Annotated in this window: 16 protein-coding genes; 11 read left to right on the top strand and 5 right to left on the bottom strand. The window is 45.5% G+C overall.

Annotation, left to right across the window (positions count from 1 at the left end):
- Window positions 1-35 precede the first annotated feature (35 nt).
- Window positions 36-2,945, bottom strand: a complete 2,910-nt coding sequence (gene rapA, locus RH46_RS09495; RefSeq protein ID WP_006879213.1) for an RNA polymerase-associated protein RapA — start codon at window positions 2,943-2,945, stop codon at window positions 36-38.
- A gap of 475 nt (window positions 2,946-3,420) precedes the next feature.
- On the opposite strand from rapA, the gene RH46_RS09485 reads away from it, so the two are divergent.
- The 5 genes from RH46_RS09485 to RH46_RS09465 all read left to right on the top strand — a co-directional run bounded on the left by RH46_RS09485 (window position 3,421) and on the right by RH46_RS09465 (window position 8,101).
- Window positions 3,421-4,797 carry a PhoH family protein gene (locus RH46_RS09485; RefSeq protein WP_006879211.1) on the top strand — a complete coding sequence of 459 codons (1,377 nt, stop codon included), beginning with the start codon at window positions 3,421-3,423 and terminating at the stop codon, window positions 4,795-4,797.
- A 117-nt stretch (window positions 4,798-4,914) separates the two neighbouring features.
- Window positions 4,915-5,919: an ornithine carbamoyltransferase gene (locus RH46_RS09480; RefSeq protein WP_006879210.1), complete on the top strand. Its 1,005-nt coding sequence runs from the start codon at window positions 4,915-4,917 to the stop codon at window positions 5,917-5,919.
- A gap of 250 nt (window positions 5,920-6,169) precedes the next feature.
- Entirely contained in the window at window positions 6,170-7,099 is a 930-nt protein-coding gene (pyrB, locus tag RH46_RS09475) for an aspartate carbamoyltransferase (protein WP_006879209.1), read from the top strand.
- Window positions 7,100-7,114: 15 nt separating this feature from the next.
- Window positions 7,115-7,576: an aspartate carbamoyltransferase regulatory subunit gene (gene pyrI, locus RH46_RS09470; RefSeq protein WP_006879208.1), complete on the top strand. Its 462-nt coding sequence runs from the start codon at window positions 7,115-7,117 to the stop codon at window positions 7,574-7,576.
- A 135-nt stretch (window positions 7,577-7,711) separates the two neighbouring features.
- The gene (locus tag RH46_RS09465; protein WP_006879207.1) at window positions 7,712-8,101 is read left to right on the top strand and encodes a RidA family protein; all 390 of its coding nucleotides are present in this window, start codon (window positions 7,712-7,714) and stop codon (window positions 8,099-8,101) included.
- Between the two features lie 55 nt (window positions 8,102-8,156).
- Here the strand turns inward: RH46_RS09465 and RH46_RS09460 are convergent, their stop codons facing one another.
- Both RH46_RS09460 and mdh read right to left on the bottom strand, forming a co-directional pair.
- Window positions 8,157-8,348: a hypothetical protein gene (locus tag RH46_RS09460; protein ID WP_006879206.1), complete on the bottom strand. Its 192-nt coding sequence runs from the start codon at window positions 8,346-8,348 to the stop codon at window positions 8,157-8,159.
- A gap of 95 nt (window positions 8,349-8,443) precedes the next feature.
- Entirely contained in the window at window positions 8,444-9,379 is a 936-nt protein-coding gene (gene mdh / locus RH46_RS09455) for a malate dehydrogenase (protein ID WP_006879205.1), read from the bottom strand.
- Between the two features lie 333 nt (window positions 9,380-9,712).
- Here mdh and argR point away from each other — a divergent pair, with 333 nt between their 5' ends.
- The 5 genes from argR to RH46_RS09430 all read left to right on the top strand — a co-directional run bounded on the left by argR (window position 9,713) and on the right by RH46_RS09430 (window position 15,373).
- Complete coding sequence (gene argR, locus RH46_RS09450; protein ID WP_004747246.1) at window positions 9,713-10,183, top strand: transcriptional regulator ArgR; 471 nt, start codon at window positions 9,713-9,715, stop codon at window positions 10,181-10,183.
- A 332-nt stretch (window positions 10,184-10,515) separates the two neighbouring features.
- Window positions 10,516-11,484, top strand: a complete 969-nt coding sequence (locus RH46_RS09445; RefSeq protein WP_006879202.1) for a TAXI family TRAP transporter solute-binding subunit — start codon at window positions 10,516-10,518, stop codon at window positions 11,482-11,484.
- Between the two features lie 227 nt (window positions 11,485-11,711).
- The gene (locus RH46_RS09440) at window positions 11,712-14,291 is read left to right on the top strand and encodes a TRAP transporter permease (RefSeq protein WP_006879201.1); all 2,580 of its coding nucleotides are present in this window, start codon (window positions 11,712-11,714) and stop codon (window positions 14,289-14,291) included.
- A 103-nt stretch (window positions 14,292-14,394) separates the two neighbouring features.
- Window positions 14,395-14,832 (top strand): universal stress protein, encoded by a 438-nt coding sequence (locus RH46_RS09435; RefSeq protein WP_006879200.1) that lies wholly within the window; start codon window positions 14,395-14,397, stop codon window positions 14,830-14,832.
- A 148-nt stretch (window positions 14,833-14,980) separates the two neighbouring features.
- Entirely contained in the window at window positions 14,981-15,373 is a 393-nt protein-coding gene (locus tag RH46_RS09430) for a DUF2061 domain-containing protein (protein ID WP_006879198.1), read from the top strand.
- Here the strand turns inward: RH46_RS09430 and RH46_RS09425 are convergent.
- Both RH46_RS09425 and rraB read right to left on the bottom strand, forming a co-directional pair.
- The gene (locus tag RH46_RS09425; protein WP_006879197.1) at window positions 15,370-16,173 is read right to left on the bottom strand and encodes a glycosyl hydrolase 2 galactose-binding domain-containing protein; all 804 of its coding nucleotides are present in this window, start codon (window positions 16,171-16,173) and stop codon (window positions 15,370-15,372) included. The two genes, RH46_RS09430 and RH46_RS09425, sit on opposite strands and share 4 nt — an antisense overlap.
- Before the next feature lie 135 nt (window positions 16,174-16,308).
- Entirely contained in the window at window positions 16,309-16,722 is a 414-nt protein-coding gene (rraB, locus tag RH46_RS09420) for a ribonuclease E inhibitor RraB (protein ID WP_006879196.1), read from the bottom strand.
- Window positions 16,723-17,288: 566 nt separating this feature from the next.
- On the opposite strand from rraB, the gene arcA reads away from it, so the two are divergent.
- Complete coding sequence (gene arcA, locus RH46_RS09415; RefSeq protein ID WP_006879195.1) at window positions 17,289-18,509, top strand: arginine deiminase; 1,221 nt, start codon at window positions 17,289-17,291, stop codon at window positions 18,507-18,509.
- Window positions 18,510-18,581: the final 72 nt, after the last annotated feature.

Here is an 18,581-nt window from a genome sequence, read left to right as displayed (position 1 = left end):
TGACGCTGGGTTTAATCTTGTTAAACGGATACCGGTTAGTTGTGAGAAACCACAATCATACGTAGCGAATCGAGCTGGTACTGCGCCTGGCTAATGTAACCAGTTAGCTGTTTAATCTGCTCATCAATCGCTTCAATTTCTTCATCACGGATATTCGGGTTAACCGCTTTAAGTGCCTGAAGACGCTCCAGCTCAGCATTCAAGCTCGCTTGCATCTCTTGTTGAGCCTGCTTACGAATCGCTTCAACTTTCTCGACAATCAGAGTCTCGCCCGCTTCGATCATCTGGTGAACTTGCGCCTGTACCGAAGAAACCAGTTTCGTCGCAATATGACGGCCAACAGGGCTTAGCTGACGGTTGAAGCTTTCAAACTCAACCTGCGCCGACAAATCATTACCTTTGCCATCCAGCATCAGGCGGATTGGAGTGGTCGGAAGGAAACGACTGATACCACTACGCTTCGGCGCCTGAGCATCAACCTTGTAAACCAGTTCAAGCAACATAGTGCCGACTGGCAATGCTTTGTTTTTCAGCAGCGATACCGCAGTGGTACCTACACCTTCGCTCATCAGCAAATCGATACCACCCTGAATCATTGGGTGTTCCCAGCTGATAAAGTTCATATCTTCACGAGAAAGAGCGGTTTCGCGATCAAACGTGATAGTCGCACCTTCATAAGGCAGACCTGGGTAGCTTGGGACCAACATATGTTCAGAAGGCGTCACTACCAATGCGTTTTCACCTTTGTCATCCTGATCCAAACCAATGGTATCAAACAGGCTCAGCGCAAAAGTCACCAGGTTAGTATCACCATCAGTCGCAGCAATCTTATCAACGATCGCTTGTGCTTTATCACCGCCATTAGAGTGCATCTCTAACAGGCGGTCACGGCCTTGTTCAAGCTGAGCTTTGAGCTCTTTGTTCATCAGTGCTGATTCAGCAATCACATCATCCAGATCACTTGTATCACCAGATGCCAGCATTTCAATCAGACGATCTGCGTATTTGTCATAAACAGTGCGGCCTGTTGGGCAGGTTTCAGCAAAAGCATTAAGACCTTCATCAAACCAGCGCGCTAAAATCGCCTGCGAAGTACCTTGCAGGTAAGGAACGTGAATATCGATATCACGGTTCTGCCCGATACGGTCAAGACGACCAATACGCTGTTCAAGTAAGTCAGGGTTGAACGGTAAATCGAACATCACTAACTGGTTAGCAAATTGGAAGTTACGACCCTCTGAGCCAATTTCGCTACAGATAAGTACCTGAGCACCGCCCTCTTCCTGAGCGAAGTAAGCCGCTGCTTTATCGCGCTCCAGAATAGACATGCCTTCGTGGAATACAGTAGCACGAATGCCTTCACGCTCACGTAACGCTTGCTCAAGTTGCAGAGCTGTACTCGCACGAGAAGCGATAACCAGAATCTTCTCGCTGCGCTTGTCAGTGATTTTCTCTAGCAGCCAGTTAACGCGGCTATCAAACTGCCACCAGCTTGAATCTTCACCTTCAAACTCCTGAAAGATCTCTTCAGGATATAGATTCTTAAGCGCGCGAGCTTCTGAGCTCATCTTGCCACCAATCATGCCCGATACACGCATAGAAGTGGTGTATTGCTGCGGAATTGGCATTGGTAACAGGTGCACGTTACGTTTCGGGAAACCTTTAATCGCTGCGCGGGTGTTACGGAACAGAACACGACCAGTACCGTGGCGGTCCATTAGGTTATCGATCAGCTCTTGGCGTGCCGCCGCTTTTGCTTCTTCATCGCTATCGCTTTCAATAATGCGGAACAGAGGTTCTACGTCCTGTTCTGACAATAGCTCAGTGATTTGGTTTTTCGCGTCATCAGCCAGAGTCTGACCAGAGAACAGCGCACTCACTGAGTCAGCAACTGGAGCGTATTGCTCTTCTTCTTTGACAAACTCCTGGTAATCAAAGAAACGGTCAGAATCAAGCAGACGCAGACGAGCAAAGTGACTCTCACGACCTAGCTGCTCAGGTGTTGCAGTTAGCAATAGTACGCCCGGAGTACGCTCAGCCAAACCTTCTACTACCTGGTATTCACGGCTCGGTTGTTCTGGGCTCCACTCGAGGTGGTGCGCTTCGTCGACAACCAGTAAGTCCCACTCGCCTTCTAACGCTTGCTCGAAGCGTTTGCGGCTCTTGCGCAGGAAGTCGAGTGAACAAAGTACATATTGCTGTGTATCAAATGGGTTATCCGAATCAGCGAATGCTTCAATACAACGCTCTTCATCAAAGATAGAGAAGTGCAGGTTGAAGCGACGCATCATCTCTACCAGCCACTGGTGCTGAAGGGTTTCAGGAACGACAATCAGGATACGCTCAGCGCGACCAGCCAATACTTGCTGGTGGATAATCATGCCTGCTTCGATGGTTTTACCCAGACCAACTTCGTCAGAAAGAAGTACACGCGGCGCATGACGGCGACCCACTTCGTGCGCAATGTAAAGCTGATGAGGAATAAGACCTGCGCGCATACCACACAGACCACGCATTGGGCTCTTGTGCTGCTCATATTGGTTCATCAGTGCACGATAACGAAGCACAAAGTTGTCCATACGGTCGATTTGACCGGCATACAATTTATCTTGTGGCTTGTTAAAACGGATCTGGTTGCTAAGCATGATTTCGCGTAAAACCACACCTTCTTCGCCACTGTCTTCACGTAGACCTACGTAGCTAAATAGTCCTTGGTCTTCGACCACTTGCTCGACTCTCAGAGACCACCCTTGCTGGCTCTCAACTACATCACCAGCGTTAAAGGTTACTCGGGTTACAGGCGCATCATTTCGAGCGTAAACTCGGTTTTCTTCAGAAGCTGCAAACATTAGTGTCACAGTACGAGCATCCAATGCTACAACGGTTCCTAAACCTAGATCGCTCTCCGTATCGCTGATCCAGCGCTGGCCCAAAGCAAATGTCATGAATCGACTACCTCATCTAATTAGTTCGAAAATGGGTCTATTTATTTTAGTAACTCTTGCGCAACTTGAAAGGAAACTGACGAGGAAAAAAATAGGTCAGCCGCTGCGCCAAAAAAGGTCGCTCATCTTACTTGAAGCTGTGACATTGGTCACGTACAAAGGCCTCAAAAACCAACAATTTTTTGTTCAAGCTGAGGGTGACATCAAAGTGTAAGAAATCAGTGGCACTTCTAAAAGTGCGTGTTGAAAAAGCTGGTTATACTCAATAGTGAAACAGCATCATTTCACGTCAAGTTTCTGACTGGCACGACAGATGCATTCAAATAGGATGACGTTCAACACGGGTTTGCAGTATTTGTAGTCAAACCATCAGCGAACTCTGATTACCAGGCTACATCACTGCAAGCAACCGCAGAGATCCTCTTCATCACACCAATGAAGAGTAAGCAGGCCGCTTAATGGCAAGGAGACGCTTATGGGTGATACAGACCGGAAACTATTTGTCCTAGACACCAACATTCTTCTTCATGAACCACTCGCCATCTACTCATTTAAAGAACATGATGTCGTAATCCCAATGACCGTGCTCGAAGAGCTCGACCGAATCAAAGACAGTAAACGAGACGTTGCACGCGATGCTCGAGTCGCTATCCGGGCGCTGGAAGCGATGTTTAAAGATGCGACTCCAGATGAGATCTCTGAAGGCATCCCAATCAACAAAGATAAGGAAAATACCGGGCATATTGCCATTCTGGCAGACTTCGAGCTGCAAGAAACCGTCAAAGCGTTCGCCGATAAAGCTGGCGATAATCGTATTCTCAACGGTGTGCTCTACCTACAAAACAAACGAGCACCTCGTGAAGTTATTCTTGTTACCAAAGACATCAACATGCGCTTACGAGCCAAAGGTGCAGGTGTCAGATTTGTTGAAGACTACCGGACGGATCAGCTCATTGATGACGTGCAATACCTCACTAAAGGCTTCCAACAAATTGAAGGGGAATTCTGGGCTAACGTACAAGATGTCGAAAGCAAAACCTACGCAGGACGTACCTACCACACCATAGCGCGTGAGCCATTCGAACCAACCTACATCAATCAATACATGATCGATGAGGAGAGTGATTTTGCCGGACGTGTAGAAGAGATCGAGCAAGATCGGATCACGATAAAAGATCTCAGCCGCGAAAGAATGATGCATCGTCGCGCTTGGGATATCACTCCGAAAAATATCTATCAGGGAATGGCGCTGGATGCGCTACTCGATCCGGACATTGACTTGGTGATCCTGACCGGTGCTGCTGGTAGCGGCAAAACCTTACTCGCCCTCGCCTCTGCTTTGGAACAAACCATAGAGAAAGGCGTGTTTGACAAGATCATTGTTACCCGAAACACGCCCGACATCGGTGAAGCGATAGGCTTTTTACCGGGTAGTGAAGAGGAAAAGATGATGCCTTGGCTGGCCGCGGTCACCGACACCTTAGAGGCACTGCATAAGAATGATCACTGTACAGAAGGATCCCTGAAGTACATCTGCGACAAAGCCAATATCCAGTTTAAGTCGATCAACTTTATGCGTGGACGTTCGATCCAGAATGCCTTTGTATTGCTCGATGAGTGTCAGAACCTGACTGCATCGCAGATCAAAACCATCATCACACGTTGTGGCGAAGGTACGAAAATCGTCTGTTCAGGTAACCTGGCACAGATTGACTCCCACTATTTAACCCCGGTGACTTCAGGTTTGACCTATATGGTTGAGCGATTCAAAAACTTCGAAGGCAGTGCCAACATTCACCTTAATGGTGTTGTTCGAAGTCGACTGGCAGAATTTGCCGAAGAGAATTTATAGTCACTTTTGCCGAGATATAATTCATATCTCGGCATTTATTTAAAATAATTATTCACAAACAATAGCTAAATATGTTTAACTAACTCCATTAATAGAATGAACATTCAGGACTGGAGCATGGCCTTTAATCTACGTAACAGAAATTTCCTTAAGCTACTCGATTTCACTCCCAAAGAAATTCAGTTTCTACTCGATCTCTCTGCGGATCTGAAGAAAGCTAAATACGCGGGAACCGAACAGAAAAAACTGGTCGGTAAAAACATCGCTCTGATCTTTGAAAAAGCCTCAACTCGTACCCGATGCGCATTTGAAGTAGCAGCCTTTGATCAAGGTGCGCAGGTTTCGTATATCGGTCCTTCTGGTTCTCAGATCGGTCATAAAGAATCGATGAAAGATACCGCTCGTGTTCTTGGCCGCATGTACGATGGCATTGAGTACCGTGGTTTTGGTCAACCTATCGTTGAAGAGCTGGGTCAATACGCGGGAGTTCCGGTTTGGAATGGTCTGACTGATGAATTCCACCCGACTCAAATCCTCGCAGATTTCCTGACCATGCTAGAGCATGGCCGCGGGAAACAACTCCATGAAATCAAATTCGCCTACCTTGGTGATGCACGCAACAACATGGGTAACTCTTTGCTGGTTGGCGCTGCAAAAATGGGCATGGATATACGACTTGTCGCTCCGAAAGCGTTCTGGCCAGAAGAAGAGTTGGTTTCAACCTGCCAGCAAATCGCTAAGCAGACAGGGGCGAAAATTACGCTAACTGAAAACGTCGAAGAGGGCGTTAAAGGTTGTGACTACCTATACACCGATGTTTGGGTCTCAATGGGCGAAGCACCTGAAGCATGGGATGAACGTGTCGCTATGATGACACCATATCAAGTGAATATGGACGTCATAGCTAAGACTGGCAATCCACAGGTTAAATTCATGCACTGTTTGCCTGCTTTCCATAATGATGAAACCACTGTAGGTAAAGAAGTCGCAGAAAAGTATGGTATGAACGGTCTCGAAGTGACTGAAGAAGTGTTTGAGTCTGAGCATTCAATTGTCTTTGATGAGGCGGAGAACCGTATGCACACGATTAAAGCTGTGATGGTCGCCACACTTGGTAGCTGATCGCGAAGAATAATCGACACAAAAACCGTCGATGTAATCGCTTGCGTTCACCATTCTTCAGCGTATAATGCTCGGCAATTTGTCTGGAGATAGTAAAACAATGCCACGTAATTCGTGCTCTACAAAGCGTATTACACTGAGTAAGCCAACATGCTTACTGGGATTAGTTTTTTCTATTTTCACCGATTTCTAAAGCCTCCCTTAATGGGGGGCTTTTTTGTGCCTAAAATTCATGACTGGGAAGATGATTATGACAAACACGCTTTTTAACAAGCATATTATCTCAATTCCTGAGCTTTCACGTGCAGAGCTGGAATTGATTGTCAAAACGGCGGGAGAGCTGAAGGCTAAGCCTCAACCTGAGTTAATTAAGAACAAAGTTGTTGCCAGCTGCTTCTTCGAACCATCAACCCGTACTCGCCTATCGTTTGAAACTGCTATCCAGCGTATTGGTGGCGATGTGATTGGTTTCGATAATGGCGGTAACACTTCACTGGCTAAGAAAGGCGAAACTCTGGCGGACTCTGTTCAGGTTATCTCTTCATACGTCGACGCTTTCGTCATGCGCCATCCACAGGAAGGCGCTGCCCGTCTGGCCTCTGAGTTTTCAAACGGCGTACCTGTAATTAACGGTGGTGACGGTGCCAACCAGCACCCTACTCAAACCTTGCTTGACCTGTTCTCTATCGCTGAGACACAGGGACGCCTGGATGAACTTAACGTCGCCTTCGTTGGTGATTTGAAATACGGACGTACTGTTCACTCCCTGACTCAGGCTCTGGCTAAGTTCAACAATGTACGCTTCTTCTTTATCGCACCTGAAGCGCTAGCAATGCCAGATTACATCTGTGAAGAGTTAGACGAAGCAGGCATTCAATATAGCCTGCACACAGATATGGAAAGCGTAATCCCAGACCTCGACGTTCTTTACATGACTCGTGTACAGAAAGAGCGCTTTGACGAATCAGAATACGCTCATATTAAATCAGCATACATCCTGACAGCAGCAATGCTTGAAGGTGCGCGTGACAATCTTAAGGTTCTTCACCCGCTGCCGCGTGTCGATGAAATTACTGTAGATGTCGATAAAACACCCCACGCTTACTACTTTGAGCAGGCAGAAAATGGCGTCTACGCACGTCAGGCTCTACTTGCACTAGTACTTAATGAAACACTGTAATCGAGGAGAGAAATCATGAACAAAGAAACTCAATTGCAGGTTGAAGCAATTAAGAACGGCACGGTTATCGACCATATCCCGGCACAAATTGGCATCAAAGTACTCAAGCTGTTCTCAATGCACAAATCACAGCAACGCGTAACTGTAGGCTTAAATCTGCCTTCATCGGCGCTGGGCCACAAAGATCTGCTGAAGATTGAAAATGTGTTTATTACTGAAGAGCAAGCGAGCAAACTTGCACTGTATGCCCCTCACGCAACAGTTAACCAGATTGAAGACTACGAGGTCGTTAAGAAACTTCCTTTAGAACTACCTGAGCAGGTCAATAACGTCTTTGAATGCCCAAATACGAACTGTATTACCCACGGTGAACCAGTGGAAAGCAGCTTTAAAGTATTTGAGAAGAAAGAGGATATTCGTCTTAAGTGTAAGTACTGTGAGAAAGTGTTCTCGCGTGAGATTGTTACCGAGCGCTAACTGATACTGCTCCGTTAACACAAAGTAAGAATTTGTCCCCGCTTGCCTCAAGCGGGGATTTTTACCTTTACGAAGCACGTAATTCGCGGCAAACTGAGTTCTCTTCCAGTAACCCTAAAAAGATGGAATATAACAATGACTAAAGTACTTCATACTGAATCAGCGCCTGCAGCTATCGGCCCATACGTACAAGGTGTTGACCTAGGCAACATGGTACTGACTTCTGGCCAAATCCCAGTAAATCCAGCGACAGGTGAAGTATCAGCTGACATCGCAGAACAAGCTCGTCAGTCTCTAGAAAACGTAAAAGCGGTAGTTGAGTCTTCTGGTCTGTCTGTAACAGACATCGTGAAGCTGACAGTATTCGTAAAAGATCTAAACGACTTCGGCACAGTAAACGAAGTTTACGGTAAGTTCTTCGATGAGCACAATGTTGCAAACTACCCTGCACGTTCATGTGTAGAAGTAGCACGTCTACCTAAAGATGTAGGCATCGAAATCGAAGCGATTGCCGTTCGTAAATAATCGACGCAGTTTCATTTAAAAAAGCGAGCTCTAGAGCTCGCTTTTTTATTTGTTCTCAGTAATAACGATCACAACCAATATGAAGTTGTGGGTCATCCATTAAATCGTCAATATCGACCTCAAATTTCTGGTGCGACACTCTTTCTTCTATGACAACCGCATGCGCACTTTCGTCCACTTCAAGTACAGTGCCTATCCCCTGGCGGCATTCGACCAACATTCCTTTTTCTAGCTCACTAATATCCATCTTTTCTCTCCTCTGTTAATTACTAAGTACAGCAGGAAATGAGAAAGGATCAAAAAAGCCGACTCGAAAGTCGGCTTTTAATCATTTAATTCGGATTACTTGTTAACGAAGTCAACACCAGTCTGGATGTCACCGTTAAGTGTTTCAAGCATACCGTCTAGTGCAGATTTTTCGAAATCACTTAGCTCACCATAGCTTAGGATTTCTTCTACGCCGTCTTTGCCTAGTTTAACTGGCTGAGCGAAGAATGGTGCGTGCTCGCCGTCACCTTCAACGTATGCGTACTCAACAACTTCTTCACCTTGAAGTGCTTTAACAAGAGCAAGACCAAAGCGACATGCCGCCTGACCCATCGATAGAGTTGCACTACCGCCACCCGCTTTAGCTTCAACAACTTCAGTACCCGCGTTTTGGATACGCTTAGTCAGAGCTTCAACTTCTTCAGCAGTAAACTCAACACCTTCAACCTGAGAAAGTAGAGGAAGAATAGTTACGCCAGAGTGACCACCAATAACTGGTACACGTACTTCGCCTGGATCTTTGTCTTTTAGATCAGCAACGAATGTTTCTGAACGAATAACGTCAAGTGTTGTTACACCGAATAGGCGACGCTTGTCGTAAACACCCGCTTGCTTAAGAACTTCCGCTGCGATTGGCACTGTAGTGTTAACTGGGTTAGTAATGATACCAACCATTGCTTTAGGACAAACGTCCGCGATGCGTTGAGCAAGAGACTTAACGATGCCTGCGTTTACGTTAAATAGATCCGCACGATCCATACCCGGCTTACGTGCAACACCTGCAGAGATCAGGACAACATCTGCACCTTCTAGTGCAGGCGTTGGATCTTCACCAGCATAACCTTTGATAGATACTGGAGTTGGGATGTGGCTAAGATCAGCAGCAACACCTGGAGTAACAGGTGCAATGTCGTATAGAGCTAGATCTGAACCAGCAGGAAGACGGTTTTTAAGTAGAAGGGCTAGGGCTTGACCGATGCCACCAGCGGCACCAATAACAGCTACTTTCATCGTAGTTCTCCTTGAGAAGATTCTCTTATATTGTTTTGTAGGGCGATTTAAAATCAGCTGCGTTCAAGCTAAACCAATCACAACCTGATTACAATCAATTAACGTCAGCTTTGCGACCTTGCGCAATCCGACAAAAGCGTGCTACACGCGTTGCGGCTATTATGATCTCCTTTGCCTTTGATGACAAAGATTTAAGCGACTTTTTCCACCCTATTAGCCGCAATGTTTACAGTGATATGCTAGACAGAATTCAGGCTTACCGTTGGCACAATGTGCATAGCTATGCGAGAATATTCACTTGCTTTTTATCATTACCAACATAGAAAGAGAACCATGCGCCATTCAGAAAAACAAGATAACCTCGTTCGCGCTTTCAAAGCCCTGCTAAAAGAAGAACGTTTTGGCTCCCAAGGCGATATTGTGGAAGCTCTTAAAAACGAAGGGTTTGAGAATATCAACCAATCGAAAGTCTCACGTATGCTGACCAAGTTTGGTGCTGTACGTACCCGCAATGCAAAAATGGAAATGGTATATTGCCTTCCAGCAGAGCTTGGCGTACCGACAGTTTCAAGCTCTCTGCGTGAACTTGTCCTGGATATCGACCATAACAACGCGCTAGTTGTTATCCATACAGGCCCAGGGGCAGCGCAATTAATCGCGCGTCTACTAGACTCTCTTGGCAAAGCGGAAGGTATTTTAGGTGTTGTTGCTGGCGACGATACTATTTTCATTACGCCAACGTTATCCATCACTACTGAACAACTTTTTGCCTCTGTGTGTGACCTATTTGAATACACTGGCTAGTTTCATATAAATCGCCAAAATATAAATCGCGCCGCCAATTTAGCGGCGTGATTCAGATCACATCTTAAATAAATCATACTTTAGTTTAATGCTCAATATAACCTTATGATTTTCAAAGGGTTTAATCATTAAACAATCACTACAAATTGTTCAAACAACTAGGCTAATTGTCTATATTTTTTAACAATCGTGTAATTATGTGCCAATTTTTTGATATTATTCAGCCGCTTTTTCAACATACGGATTGAAAAAGATGCCGTTTCCGTTAATAGGAAACTCCCACAGCAACTACACTTGCTTAGGGTTAATAATGAATAAAGGAAGGGAAATTCATGGCATTGAACAAACTTATTAAAGTTGGTGCGATTGCAGCCGCTGTTATGGGCGCTGGCGCAGTTAACGCTCAAGAGTTCATCACTATCGGTACTGGCTCTGTAACAGGTGTTTACTACCCAACTGGTGGTGCTATCTGTAAGCTAGTTAACAAAGGTCGTAAAGAGCACAACATCCGTTGTTCTGTAGAATCAACTGGTGGTTCGATTTACAACGTAAACACTATGCGAGCAGGTGAACTAGACTTCGGTATCGTTCAGTCTGACTGGCAGTACCACGGCTACAACGGTACAAGTAAGTTTGCTGAGCAAGGCCCGTACAAAGAACTACGTGCGGTATTCTCTCTACACACAGAACCGTTCAACATCATCGCGCGTAGCGATGCTGGTATCGACAACGTTTCTGACCTTAAAGGCAAGCGTGTAAACATTGGTAACCCAGGCTCTGGTGACCGTGCAACTATGGGTGTTGTAATGGAAGCAATGGGCTGGACTAACGAAGACTTCAAACTAGCTTCTGAACTTAAAGGTTCTGAGCGTTCACAAGCTCTTTGTGACAACAAGATTGACGCGTTCGTTTACGTAGTTGGCCATCCGAATGGATCTATCAAAGAAGCAACAACTTCATGTGATGCGAAACTAGTTTCTGCAACTGGTGCAAAAATCGATGAAATCGTTGCAAACAACCCTTACTACGCATACAGCACAGTTCCTGCTGGCATGTACCGTGGTACAGACAAAGACGTAAACAGCTTTGGTGTTGCGGCAACTATGGTTACTTCAACAGCAGTTTCAGATGAAGTGGCTTACAACGTTGCAAAATCTGTATTCGAAAACTTCGACACGTTCAAACGCCTACACCCTGCGTTTGCTAACCTGAAGAAAGAAGACATGGTTCAAGCTGGTCTTTCTATCCCTCTACACCCAGGTGCGGAGAAGTACTACAAAGAGATCGGCCTACTTAAGTAAGCACTCTTTGATGACCAAGGGGGCACATGCCTCCTTGGTTAATACTCGAACTAGTCTCAGCACTAGACTCTATCTTTGAGTTTCACCATCTTGAAACTCTGCCCCGTTTTATACCTAAGAAACCAAACTACTGAGCAATATTTCATCTTTTCACTACAATGAAAGATGCTAAATAAAGGTTCTCATAATCATAAATATACGGACCATTTATAATAAGGATTAAGTACATGTCGAAGACAACAACTCCGTCTCAAGATGTGCAAGAAATGGTAGCTCAATCCGATACTGGTGCGCGTGCTCCTTCTGGACTCTCAGGACGCATCCTTTGGTTTGTGCCGCTATGTTGGTCGCTATTCCAACTTTGGTACGCATCCCCTCTGCCGTTCATTTTCGATTTTGGCGTACTCAACGATACTGAAGCACGATCTATCCATTTGATGTTCGCTGTTTTCCTTGCGTTTACAGCCTACCCAGCAATGAAGAATTCGCCGCGTGACCGCATTCCTGTCGTCGACTGGTTACTCGCGTTGGCAGGTAGTTTCTCAGCTGCCTACATCTATATTTTCTATACTGAGCTCGCTAACCGCTCAGGTGCGCCAACGACATTTGATATTGTCATTGCAGTGTCTGGTATGCTGCTACTGCTAGAAGCAACCCGTCGTGCGCTTGGTCCACCACTGATGGTAGTAGCAGCCGTATTCCTGCTCTACACCTTTGGCGGCCCTCACATGCCAGACGTTATTGCTCACAAAGGTGCCAGCCTTAACAAAGCCATGTCACACCTATGGTTAACGACTGAAGGTGTATTCGGTGTCGCACTGGGCGTTTCAACCTCATTCGTATTCCTGTTTGTACTGTTTGGCGCGATGCTAGAACGTGCAGGTGCCGGTGCATACTTTATTAAAGTGGCCTTCTCTCTGCTTGGTCATATGAAAGGCGGTCCGGCTAAGGCAGCAGTCGTCGCTTCAGGTCTGTCTGGTTTGGTATCTGGTTCATCCATTGCCAACGTAGTAACAACAGGTACTTTCACTATTCCTTTGATGAAGCGCGTTGGCTTCCCAGGCACTAAAGCAGGCGCTGTTGAAGTAGCGGCTTCAACCAACGGTCAGCTGACACCACCGATCATGGGTGCGGCTGCGTTTCTAATGGTTGAGTATGTGGGCATTTCGTATGTTGAAGTGATTAAAGCAGCCATTCTTCCTGCTCTGATCTCATACATCGCTCTAATCTACATTGTTCACCTTGAAGCTTGTAAGGCTGGTATGACAGGTCTGCCTCGTCGTCATACTCCTAAATTCATCCAAAGCCTACTCTCTTTCACAGGGACGATTTTAGGCCTTTGTATTATCAGTGCTGCGGTCTACTACGGTGTAGGCTGGACTAAAGATGTATTCGGCGAAGCTGCAACCCCAATCGTGACGGTTGCCCTACTAGTCGCTTATGTAGCGCTGGTAAACGTTTCAGCTAAATACGCTAAAGAAGGCGCTATCGAGATTGATGCTGAGCTGACAGAAGTTCCGGACCCGGGTCCAACCATTAAGTCAGGTCTGCACTACCTACTACCTATCGTAGTGTTAGTTTGGTGTCTGACCGTTGAGCGCTTCTCGCCAGGCCTTTCTGCGTTCTGGGCAACGGTGTTCATGATCTTTATTTTGATCACTCAACGTCCACTTATCGCGATCCTGTCTAAGCAAGGTTCTATTGCAGAGCAGACTAAAGATGGCTTCGTTGATCTGGCTGAGAGTTTGGTTTCTGGTGCGCGTAACATGATCGGTATCGGTGTTGCGACAGCTGCAGCAGGTACAGTTGTTGGCGTCGTAACGCTAACAGGTATCGGCCTTGTGATGACAGACTTCGTCGAGTTTATCTCTGGCGGTAACATCATTCTAATGCTGCTATTTACTGCAGTAATTAGTTTGATCCTGGGTATGGGTCTGCCAACCACAGCAAACTACATTGTTGTATCAACTCTGATGGCGCCAGTAATCGTAACTCTTGGTGCACAGAGTGGTTTAATCATTCCTCTGATTGCCGTTCACCTGTTCGTGTTCTACTTCGGTATTCTGGCAGATGATACGCCACCTGTAGGTCTGGCAGCTTTCGCCGCTGCGGCTATTGCTAAGTCAGATCCTATCCGCACTGGTATCCAGGGTTTCACCTACGATATCCGGACTGCAATCTTGCCATTTATGTTTATCTTCAATACTCAACTATTGTTGATGGGCATTGATAGTTGGTGGCATTTATTGCTTACGATCATATCGTCTGTGATAGCAATGCTGATATTCTCAGCTGCAACTCAGGGTTGGTGGTTCACTAAGAACAAATGGTGGGAAACGGTTCTACTGCTGGTTCTTACATTTACATTCTTCCGCCCGGGTTTCTGGTGGGATCAAATCTACCCAGCAAAAGTACTTTACCCTGGAACTGAGATTGCGCAGGTTACCGAAACTCTGCATGTGGGCGAAAGTATTGAACTGATCGTTGCTGGTGAAAACCTTGAAGGTGATTTCATTTCGAAGACGGTACGCCTTCCATTTGAAGACAATGCAACAACTGCAGATGAACGTATCGCTTCAATGGGTCTGATGCTTAATGAAGTCGATGACCGTATGGTTGTAGATATGGTTGAATTTGGTAGTCCTGCGGAAGCGGCTGGTGTCGACTTCGACTGGGAAATCAGTTCAGTAGTAACTAAAGCAGATCGTCCAATGAAAGAGTGGGTTTTCGTACCTGCACTGCTCATTTTGTTCGGCCTTGCTTTCAACCAGAAACGACGAGCTCGAAAGGAACAACTGAGCGCGTAACTTAGTCAGCCCCACTTTAGATTGTGGGGCTACACTTAAACTAAGGATGCATTAAACCACCGCATTGATCTGTTTTAATCGGTGATAATGAAGAGAAATAACAATGTATAAGCAAATTCTTGTTCCCGTCGATCTAAATGATAAAGGCTTTTCTGATAAGGCTGTTGAGCTTGCCGTCTGGCATGCAAAACATTCAAACGCGGTTGTTCACCTTTTGAATGTACTGCCTGGTATTCATATGTCGATGGTGGCTAGCTACTTCCCTAAAGATGCTGCACTAAAAATGAAAGCCGACGTTGAAGCTCAGCTTAAAGAGTTCGCAGTAGAGAACATTGAAGAAGATGTTGTTTACAAGGTGCATGTAGCAGAAGGTAAGCCTTACTCAACTATTCTCGATTTTGCTGAAAAGCTAGGCGCAGACCTTATCGTTATGCCAAGCCACAAGCGTTCGAAAATAGATAAGGTGGTACTTGGTTCAGTAGCAAGTAAAGTGGTACAGAACTCACCAATCAACGTTTTGGTCGTTAAGCCACAAGGCTGATCATTGTCGTTATGGATGCAAAAAGGGTGCGATTATCGCACCCTTTTTTAATAGGTTTTATCTATTGAAAGTATCGAATCAAGCAAATTTATTTAATGCGAATAGTTATCAATAATAGCTCCTATAGAAAACAACATGAGCTACCAAGATGAAAAAGACACTAACATTCGCATCACTTCACTTTACGATTGCATTTACAGTGGCGTACCTACTGACGGGTGATCTTCTCATCGGTAGCTTGATCGCCATGATCGAACCATCGGTAAACACAGTCGCTTTCTACTTTCACGAACGAATCTGGCAAAAAAGCCGGGCTCTACAATCTCTGGCCCGCTCAGCAAAAGTGAAAACCACCAGCTTTGCGATTGTTCACTTCAGTGTTGCATTTGGCGTGGTGTATTTAATGACTGGAGATGCGTTTGTTGGCGGTATCATGGCAGCGATTGAACCTACCATTAATACCTTTGCTTACTACTTCCATGAGAAAGTGTGGTTACGTAAGCAAGAAACCACACTTCAATGGCAGTGCAGCCACGCTTAAAGTGGATAGTGGGAAACACACATATCTTTACTGAGCCCAATGTGAAAACGTTGGGTTTGGCCATCCAAAGAAACCTCTAACAGGTAAAGATCCTCCAGTTTCGGTTCAACACTATCGGCATAAATAGGTGCTTCGATCTGAAATAATGCACTAGCATGGTTATCACGAACATCGATAGGCAGATGGTAAGTCATACCGTTGAACTTAACCGATGCTGAAACTAACCCTGGAGAGTAAGTGGTATAGTGAAGATCGACCATAAATTCACAGCCGCCACCGTGGTGCCAGATTTGCTCTGTAGTAACATGCTCCAGGCGAACATTGCGGATGAACTGTAGATAAGGTACTTGCCAGATTCCGATACGCTCATCTTGGCTTTGATAGTCAGCGCTTCCCAGATGGCAAAGGTCATTACTCTCTTCTTCATCCAGCAACCAGTCATCTTCATCCTGAAGAAACAGGATTTCAAATCGGTTACGACCCATCTGCAGATAGGGACGAATATCTTTTTTATAAACAGGTTGCGATTTATCGCAGTCGAATACGGCAACACCATTCACTCGCACTTCGGCATGATAATCGACGCCACCAATGATCAGATCAACAGATGGAAACGCAAGCATGGCTTCATCCACCTCGATATCATGCATCAAGTGCCATTCCTGTTCTGCAATCTCTTGTTCAGACAAGCTGTCAGGCAATACCTGACTTAAGGGTGCAGGAAAAGTGATGTCATCCTGTGGGATGGATAAGTCAGTCAGTGGTGATACTTGCCAAAGGCCCGCAAGTGAGAGTTCCATAGCTGTAAATCTTGTCCTAGATCAAAGTTGCCTGATTATAATGCTAATCTACAGACAAAAGATATAAACCCTTTGCGACAAAACGAAAATACCAGCCGAGCGGCTGGTATTTTGTATTCTTTGATGAGTCAGAGATTACTCTTCGTCGTCATCTTCTTCTGGGTAAAGTGCGTCTTCACCTTCATAGTAAGTACCCCATCCATCGTAAATGATGTCGTACTTCTCAGCCAGATGAACCAGTTTTTCAACCTGAGCATCAATAGCTTCAGCATTTAACGCTGATTCCATTGTCGCATCGCAGCATAGTAGCTTGTTGCCATCTTCGTCTTCTGTTTCTTCTGCTTCAAGAACTTCAAAACCCATCTTGAACGCTTCAACGACTGCTTTTTCCAGCGTGTTAAAGTCTTCTGCAAAAAGATGGTGCTCGATCTCGTACAGGGCATCTGGATCACTGCCATCTTCTAATAAGGCTTGAATGATTCCGCGAGTCTCTTCCTTTTGAATCTCAATTAATTCTTCGACAGATAGATATTCATCTTCGTGAGACATATTTCGTGCTCCAGATAGTGACAAAGTTGATCGTAATTAACAGCGACGAAATATCGCATGGATCCGAAAAAATTACTACCCGGAATATGGCAGGATCCAGATCTTTCTGCTGTTAGCACATCAGGTTCAAGTAAGATCGACCTCACAAGATTGCAAATTAACAATTTTTTATCATTTGGTTGATTCAGAATTATCTATCTGTCGACGACTAAACTCAGCATTAAGTCCTTTATGCGTTTTTATGACCCCTTGCTGCATATCCACACTCCTATCCAGTTTGCATAAAAACATAGCCAATCAGATCCCATTACCGGAAATGTGAATAGCTATGCTTTGCAGGTCAAATAATCCGCATTTATACCAACTGAGGATAACGCATAGCAACGCACTCTTTCAGCCTCCTATCCCAACCCCAACAACAAATTAAAGCGCCAAAAATAAATATAAATACAACATAAACACCTAACAAATAAGTTTTATCAGGCATTTTAGACCAGTTTCATAACTTGCATGTTTATAACAAACTTGTCATAAATACGCTCTGAAATTAAATGTAAGGATACAAAATGAGTAAGTTGTACGTAGGCTCAGAAGTTGGTCAATTAAGACGAGTACTGTTAAACCGTCCGGAACGAGCACTCACACACCTCACCCCATCAAACTGTCATGAACTACTATTTGATGACGTTCTCGCTGTAGAAGCAGCAGGGGAAGAGCATGATAAATTTGCCCAAACGCTAACCTCTCAGGGAGTAGAAGTTCTACTGCTACACGACTTACTTGTAGAAACCCTAGCTGTAGAAGAAGCTAAGACCTGGTTACTTAACACTCAAATTTCTGATTTCCGTTACGGTCCGACTTTTGCCAAGGACTTACGTAACTATCTTTCAGATATGGACAACGAGCACTTAGCAACAGTACTGCTAGGCGGCTTAGCTTATTCAGAGCTTCCTATCCAGTCAGCCTCTATGCTGCCGCGTATGCATCGTCCGCTGGACTTTGTGATCGAACCTCTGCCAAACCACCTATTTACTCGTGATACCTCATGCTGGGTCTACGGTGGCGTTTCTCTTAACCCAATGATGAAACCAGCACGCCAACGTGAAACTAACCATTTGCGCGCGATTTATCGCTGGCACCCTGTGTTCGCGGGTCAGGACTTCATTAAATACTTTGGTGATGAAGATCTTCACTACGACAACGCTAACATTGAAGGCGGTGACGTTCTGGTTATTGGTAAAGGTGCAGTTCTGATTGGTATGTCTGAGCGTACTACTGCACAGGGCGTTGAAAATCTCGCAGCGAACCTGTTTAAGCATGGTCAGGCAAAAGAAGTGATCGCGATTGAACTGCCGAAGCACCGCTCTTGTATGCATCTTGATACAGTCATGACGCATATGGATATCGATACCTTCTCAGTCTACCCAGAGATCATGCGTAAGGATCTCAACACTTGGCGTCTGACCCCTAAAGATGACGGCGATATGAAGGTGGAGAAGGTACCTAGCTTTATCCACGCTATTGAGCAGGCTCTTGGGCTCGATTACCTTAAGATCATCACCACAGGTGGTGACAGCTACGAAGCCGAACGCGAGCAGTGGAATGACGCAAACAACGTACTAACGGTTAAACCAGGTGTCGTGATTGGTTATGAGCGTAATGTTTACACCAATGAGAAATACGACAAAGCAGGCATCGAAGTTCTGACTATTCCGGGCAACGAGCTTGGTCGCGGACGCGGCGGCGCTCGCTGTATGAGCTGTCCGATTGAGCGAGATGGGATTTAAAGCGAGAAGCGAGAAGCGAGAAGCGAGAAGCGAGAAGCGAGAAGCGAGAAGCGAGAAGCGAGAAGCGAGAAG

Source organism: Vibrio brasiliensis LMG 20546 (genome assembly GCF_000189255.1).
In the GTDB taxonomy this organism is placed as follows: Bacteria; Pseudomonadota; Gammaproteobacteria; order Enterobacterales; family Vibrionaceae; genus Vibrio; species Vibrio brasiliensis.
The sequence above is the reverse complement of the archived record's forward strand: the minus strand, read 5'-3'. Positions and strand labels throughout refer to the sequence as shown.

Bases quoted from the DNA above. Each gene is read 5' to 3' on its own strand.
- rapA (WP_006879213.1), bottom strand. From the start codon at position 2,945: ATGACATTTGCTTTGGGCCAGCGCTGGATCAGCGATACGGAGAGCGAT.
- RH46_RS09485 (WP_006879211.1), top strand. From the start codon at position 3,421: ATGGGTGATACAGACCGGAAACTATTTGTCCTAGACACCAACATTCTT.
- RH46_RS09480 (WP_006879210.1), top strand. From the start codon at position 4,915: ATGGCCTTTAATCTACGTAACAGAAATTTCCTTAAGCTACTCGATTTC.
- pyrB (WP_006879209.1), top strand. From the start codon at position 6,170: ATGACAAACACGCTTTTTAACAAGCATATTATCTCAATTCCTGAGCTT.
- pyrI (WP_006879208.1), top strand. From the start codon at position 7,115: ATGAACAAAGAAACTCAATTGCAGGTTGAAGCAATTAAGAACGGCACG.
- RH46_RS09465 (WP_006879207.1), top strand. From the start codon at position 7,712: ATGACTAAAGTACTTCATACTGAATCAGCGCCTGCAGCTATCGGCCCA.
- RH46_RS09460 (WP_006879206.1), bottom strand. From the start codon at position 8,348: ATGGATATTAGTGAGCTAGAAAAAGGAATGTTGGTCGAATGCCGCCAG.
- mdh (WP_006879205.1), bottom strand. From the start codon at position 9,379: ATGAAAGTAGCTGTTATTGGTGCCGCTGGTGGCATCGGTCAAGCCCTA.
- argR (WP_004747246.1), top strand. From the start codon at position 9,713: ATGCGCCATTCAGAAAAACAAGATAACCTCGTTCGCGCTTTCAAAGCC.
- RH46_RS09445 (WP_006879202.1), top strand. From the start codon at position 10,516: ATGGCATTGAACAAACTTATTAAAGTTGGTGCGATTGCAGCCGCTGTT.
- RH46_RS09440 (WP_006879201.1), top strand. From the start codon at position 11,712: ATGTCGAAGACAACAACTCCGTCTCAAGATGTGCAAGAAATGGTAGCT.
- RH46_RS09435 (WP_006879200.1), top strand. From the start codon at position 14,395: ATGTATAAGCAAATTCTTGTTCCCGTCGATCTAAATGATAAAGGCTTT.
- RH46_RS09430 (WP_006879198.1), top strand. From the start codon at position 14,981: ATGAAAAAGACACTAACATTCGCATCACTTCACTTTACGATTGCATTT.
- RH46_RS09425 (WP_006879197.1), bottom strand. From the start codon at position 16,173: ATGGAACTCTCACTTGCGGGCCTTTGGCAAGTATCACCACTGACTGAC.
- rraB (WP_006879196.1), bottom strand. From the start codon at position 16,722: ATGTCTCACGAAGATGAATATCTATCTGTCGAAGAATTAATTGAGATT.
- arcA (WP_006879195.1), top strand. From the start codon at position 17,289: ATGAGTAAGTTGTACGTAGGCTCAGAAGTTGGTCAATTAAGACGAGTA.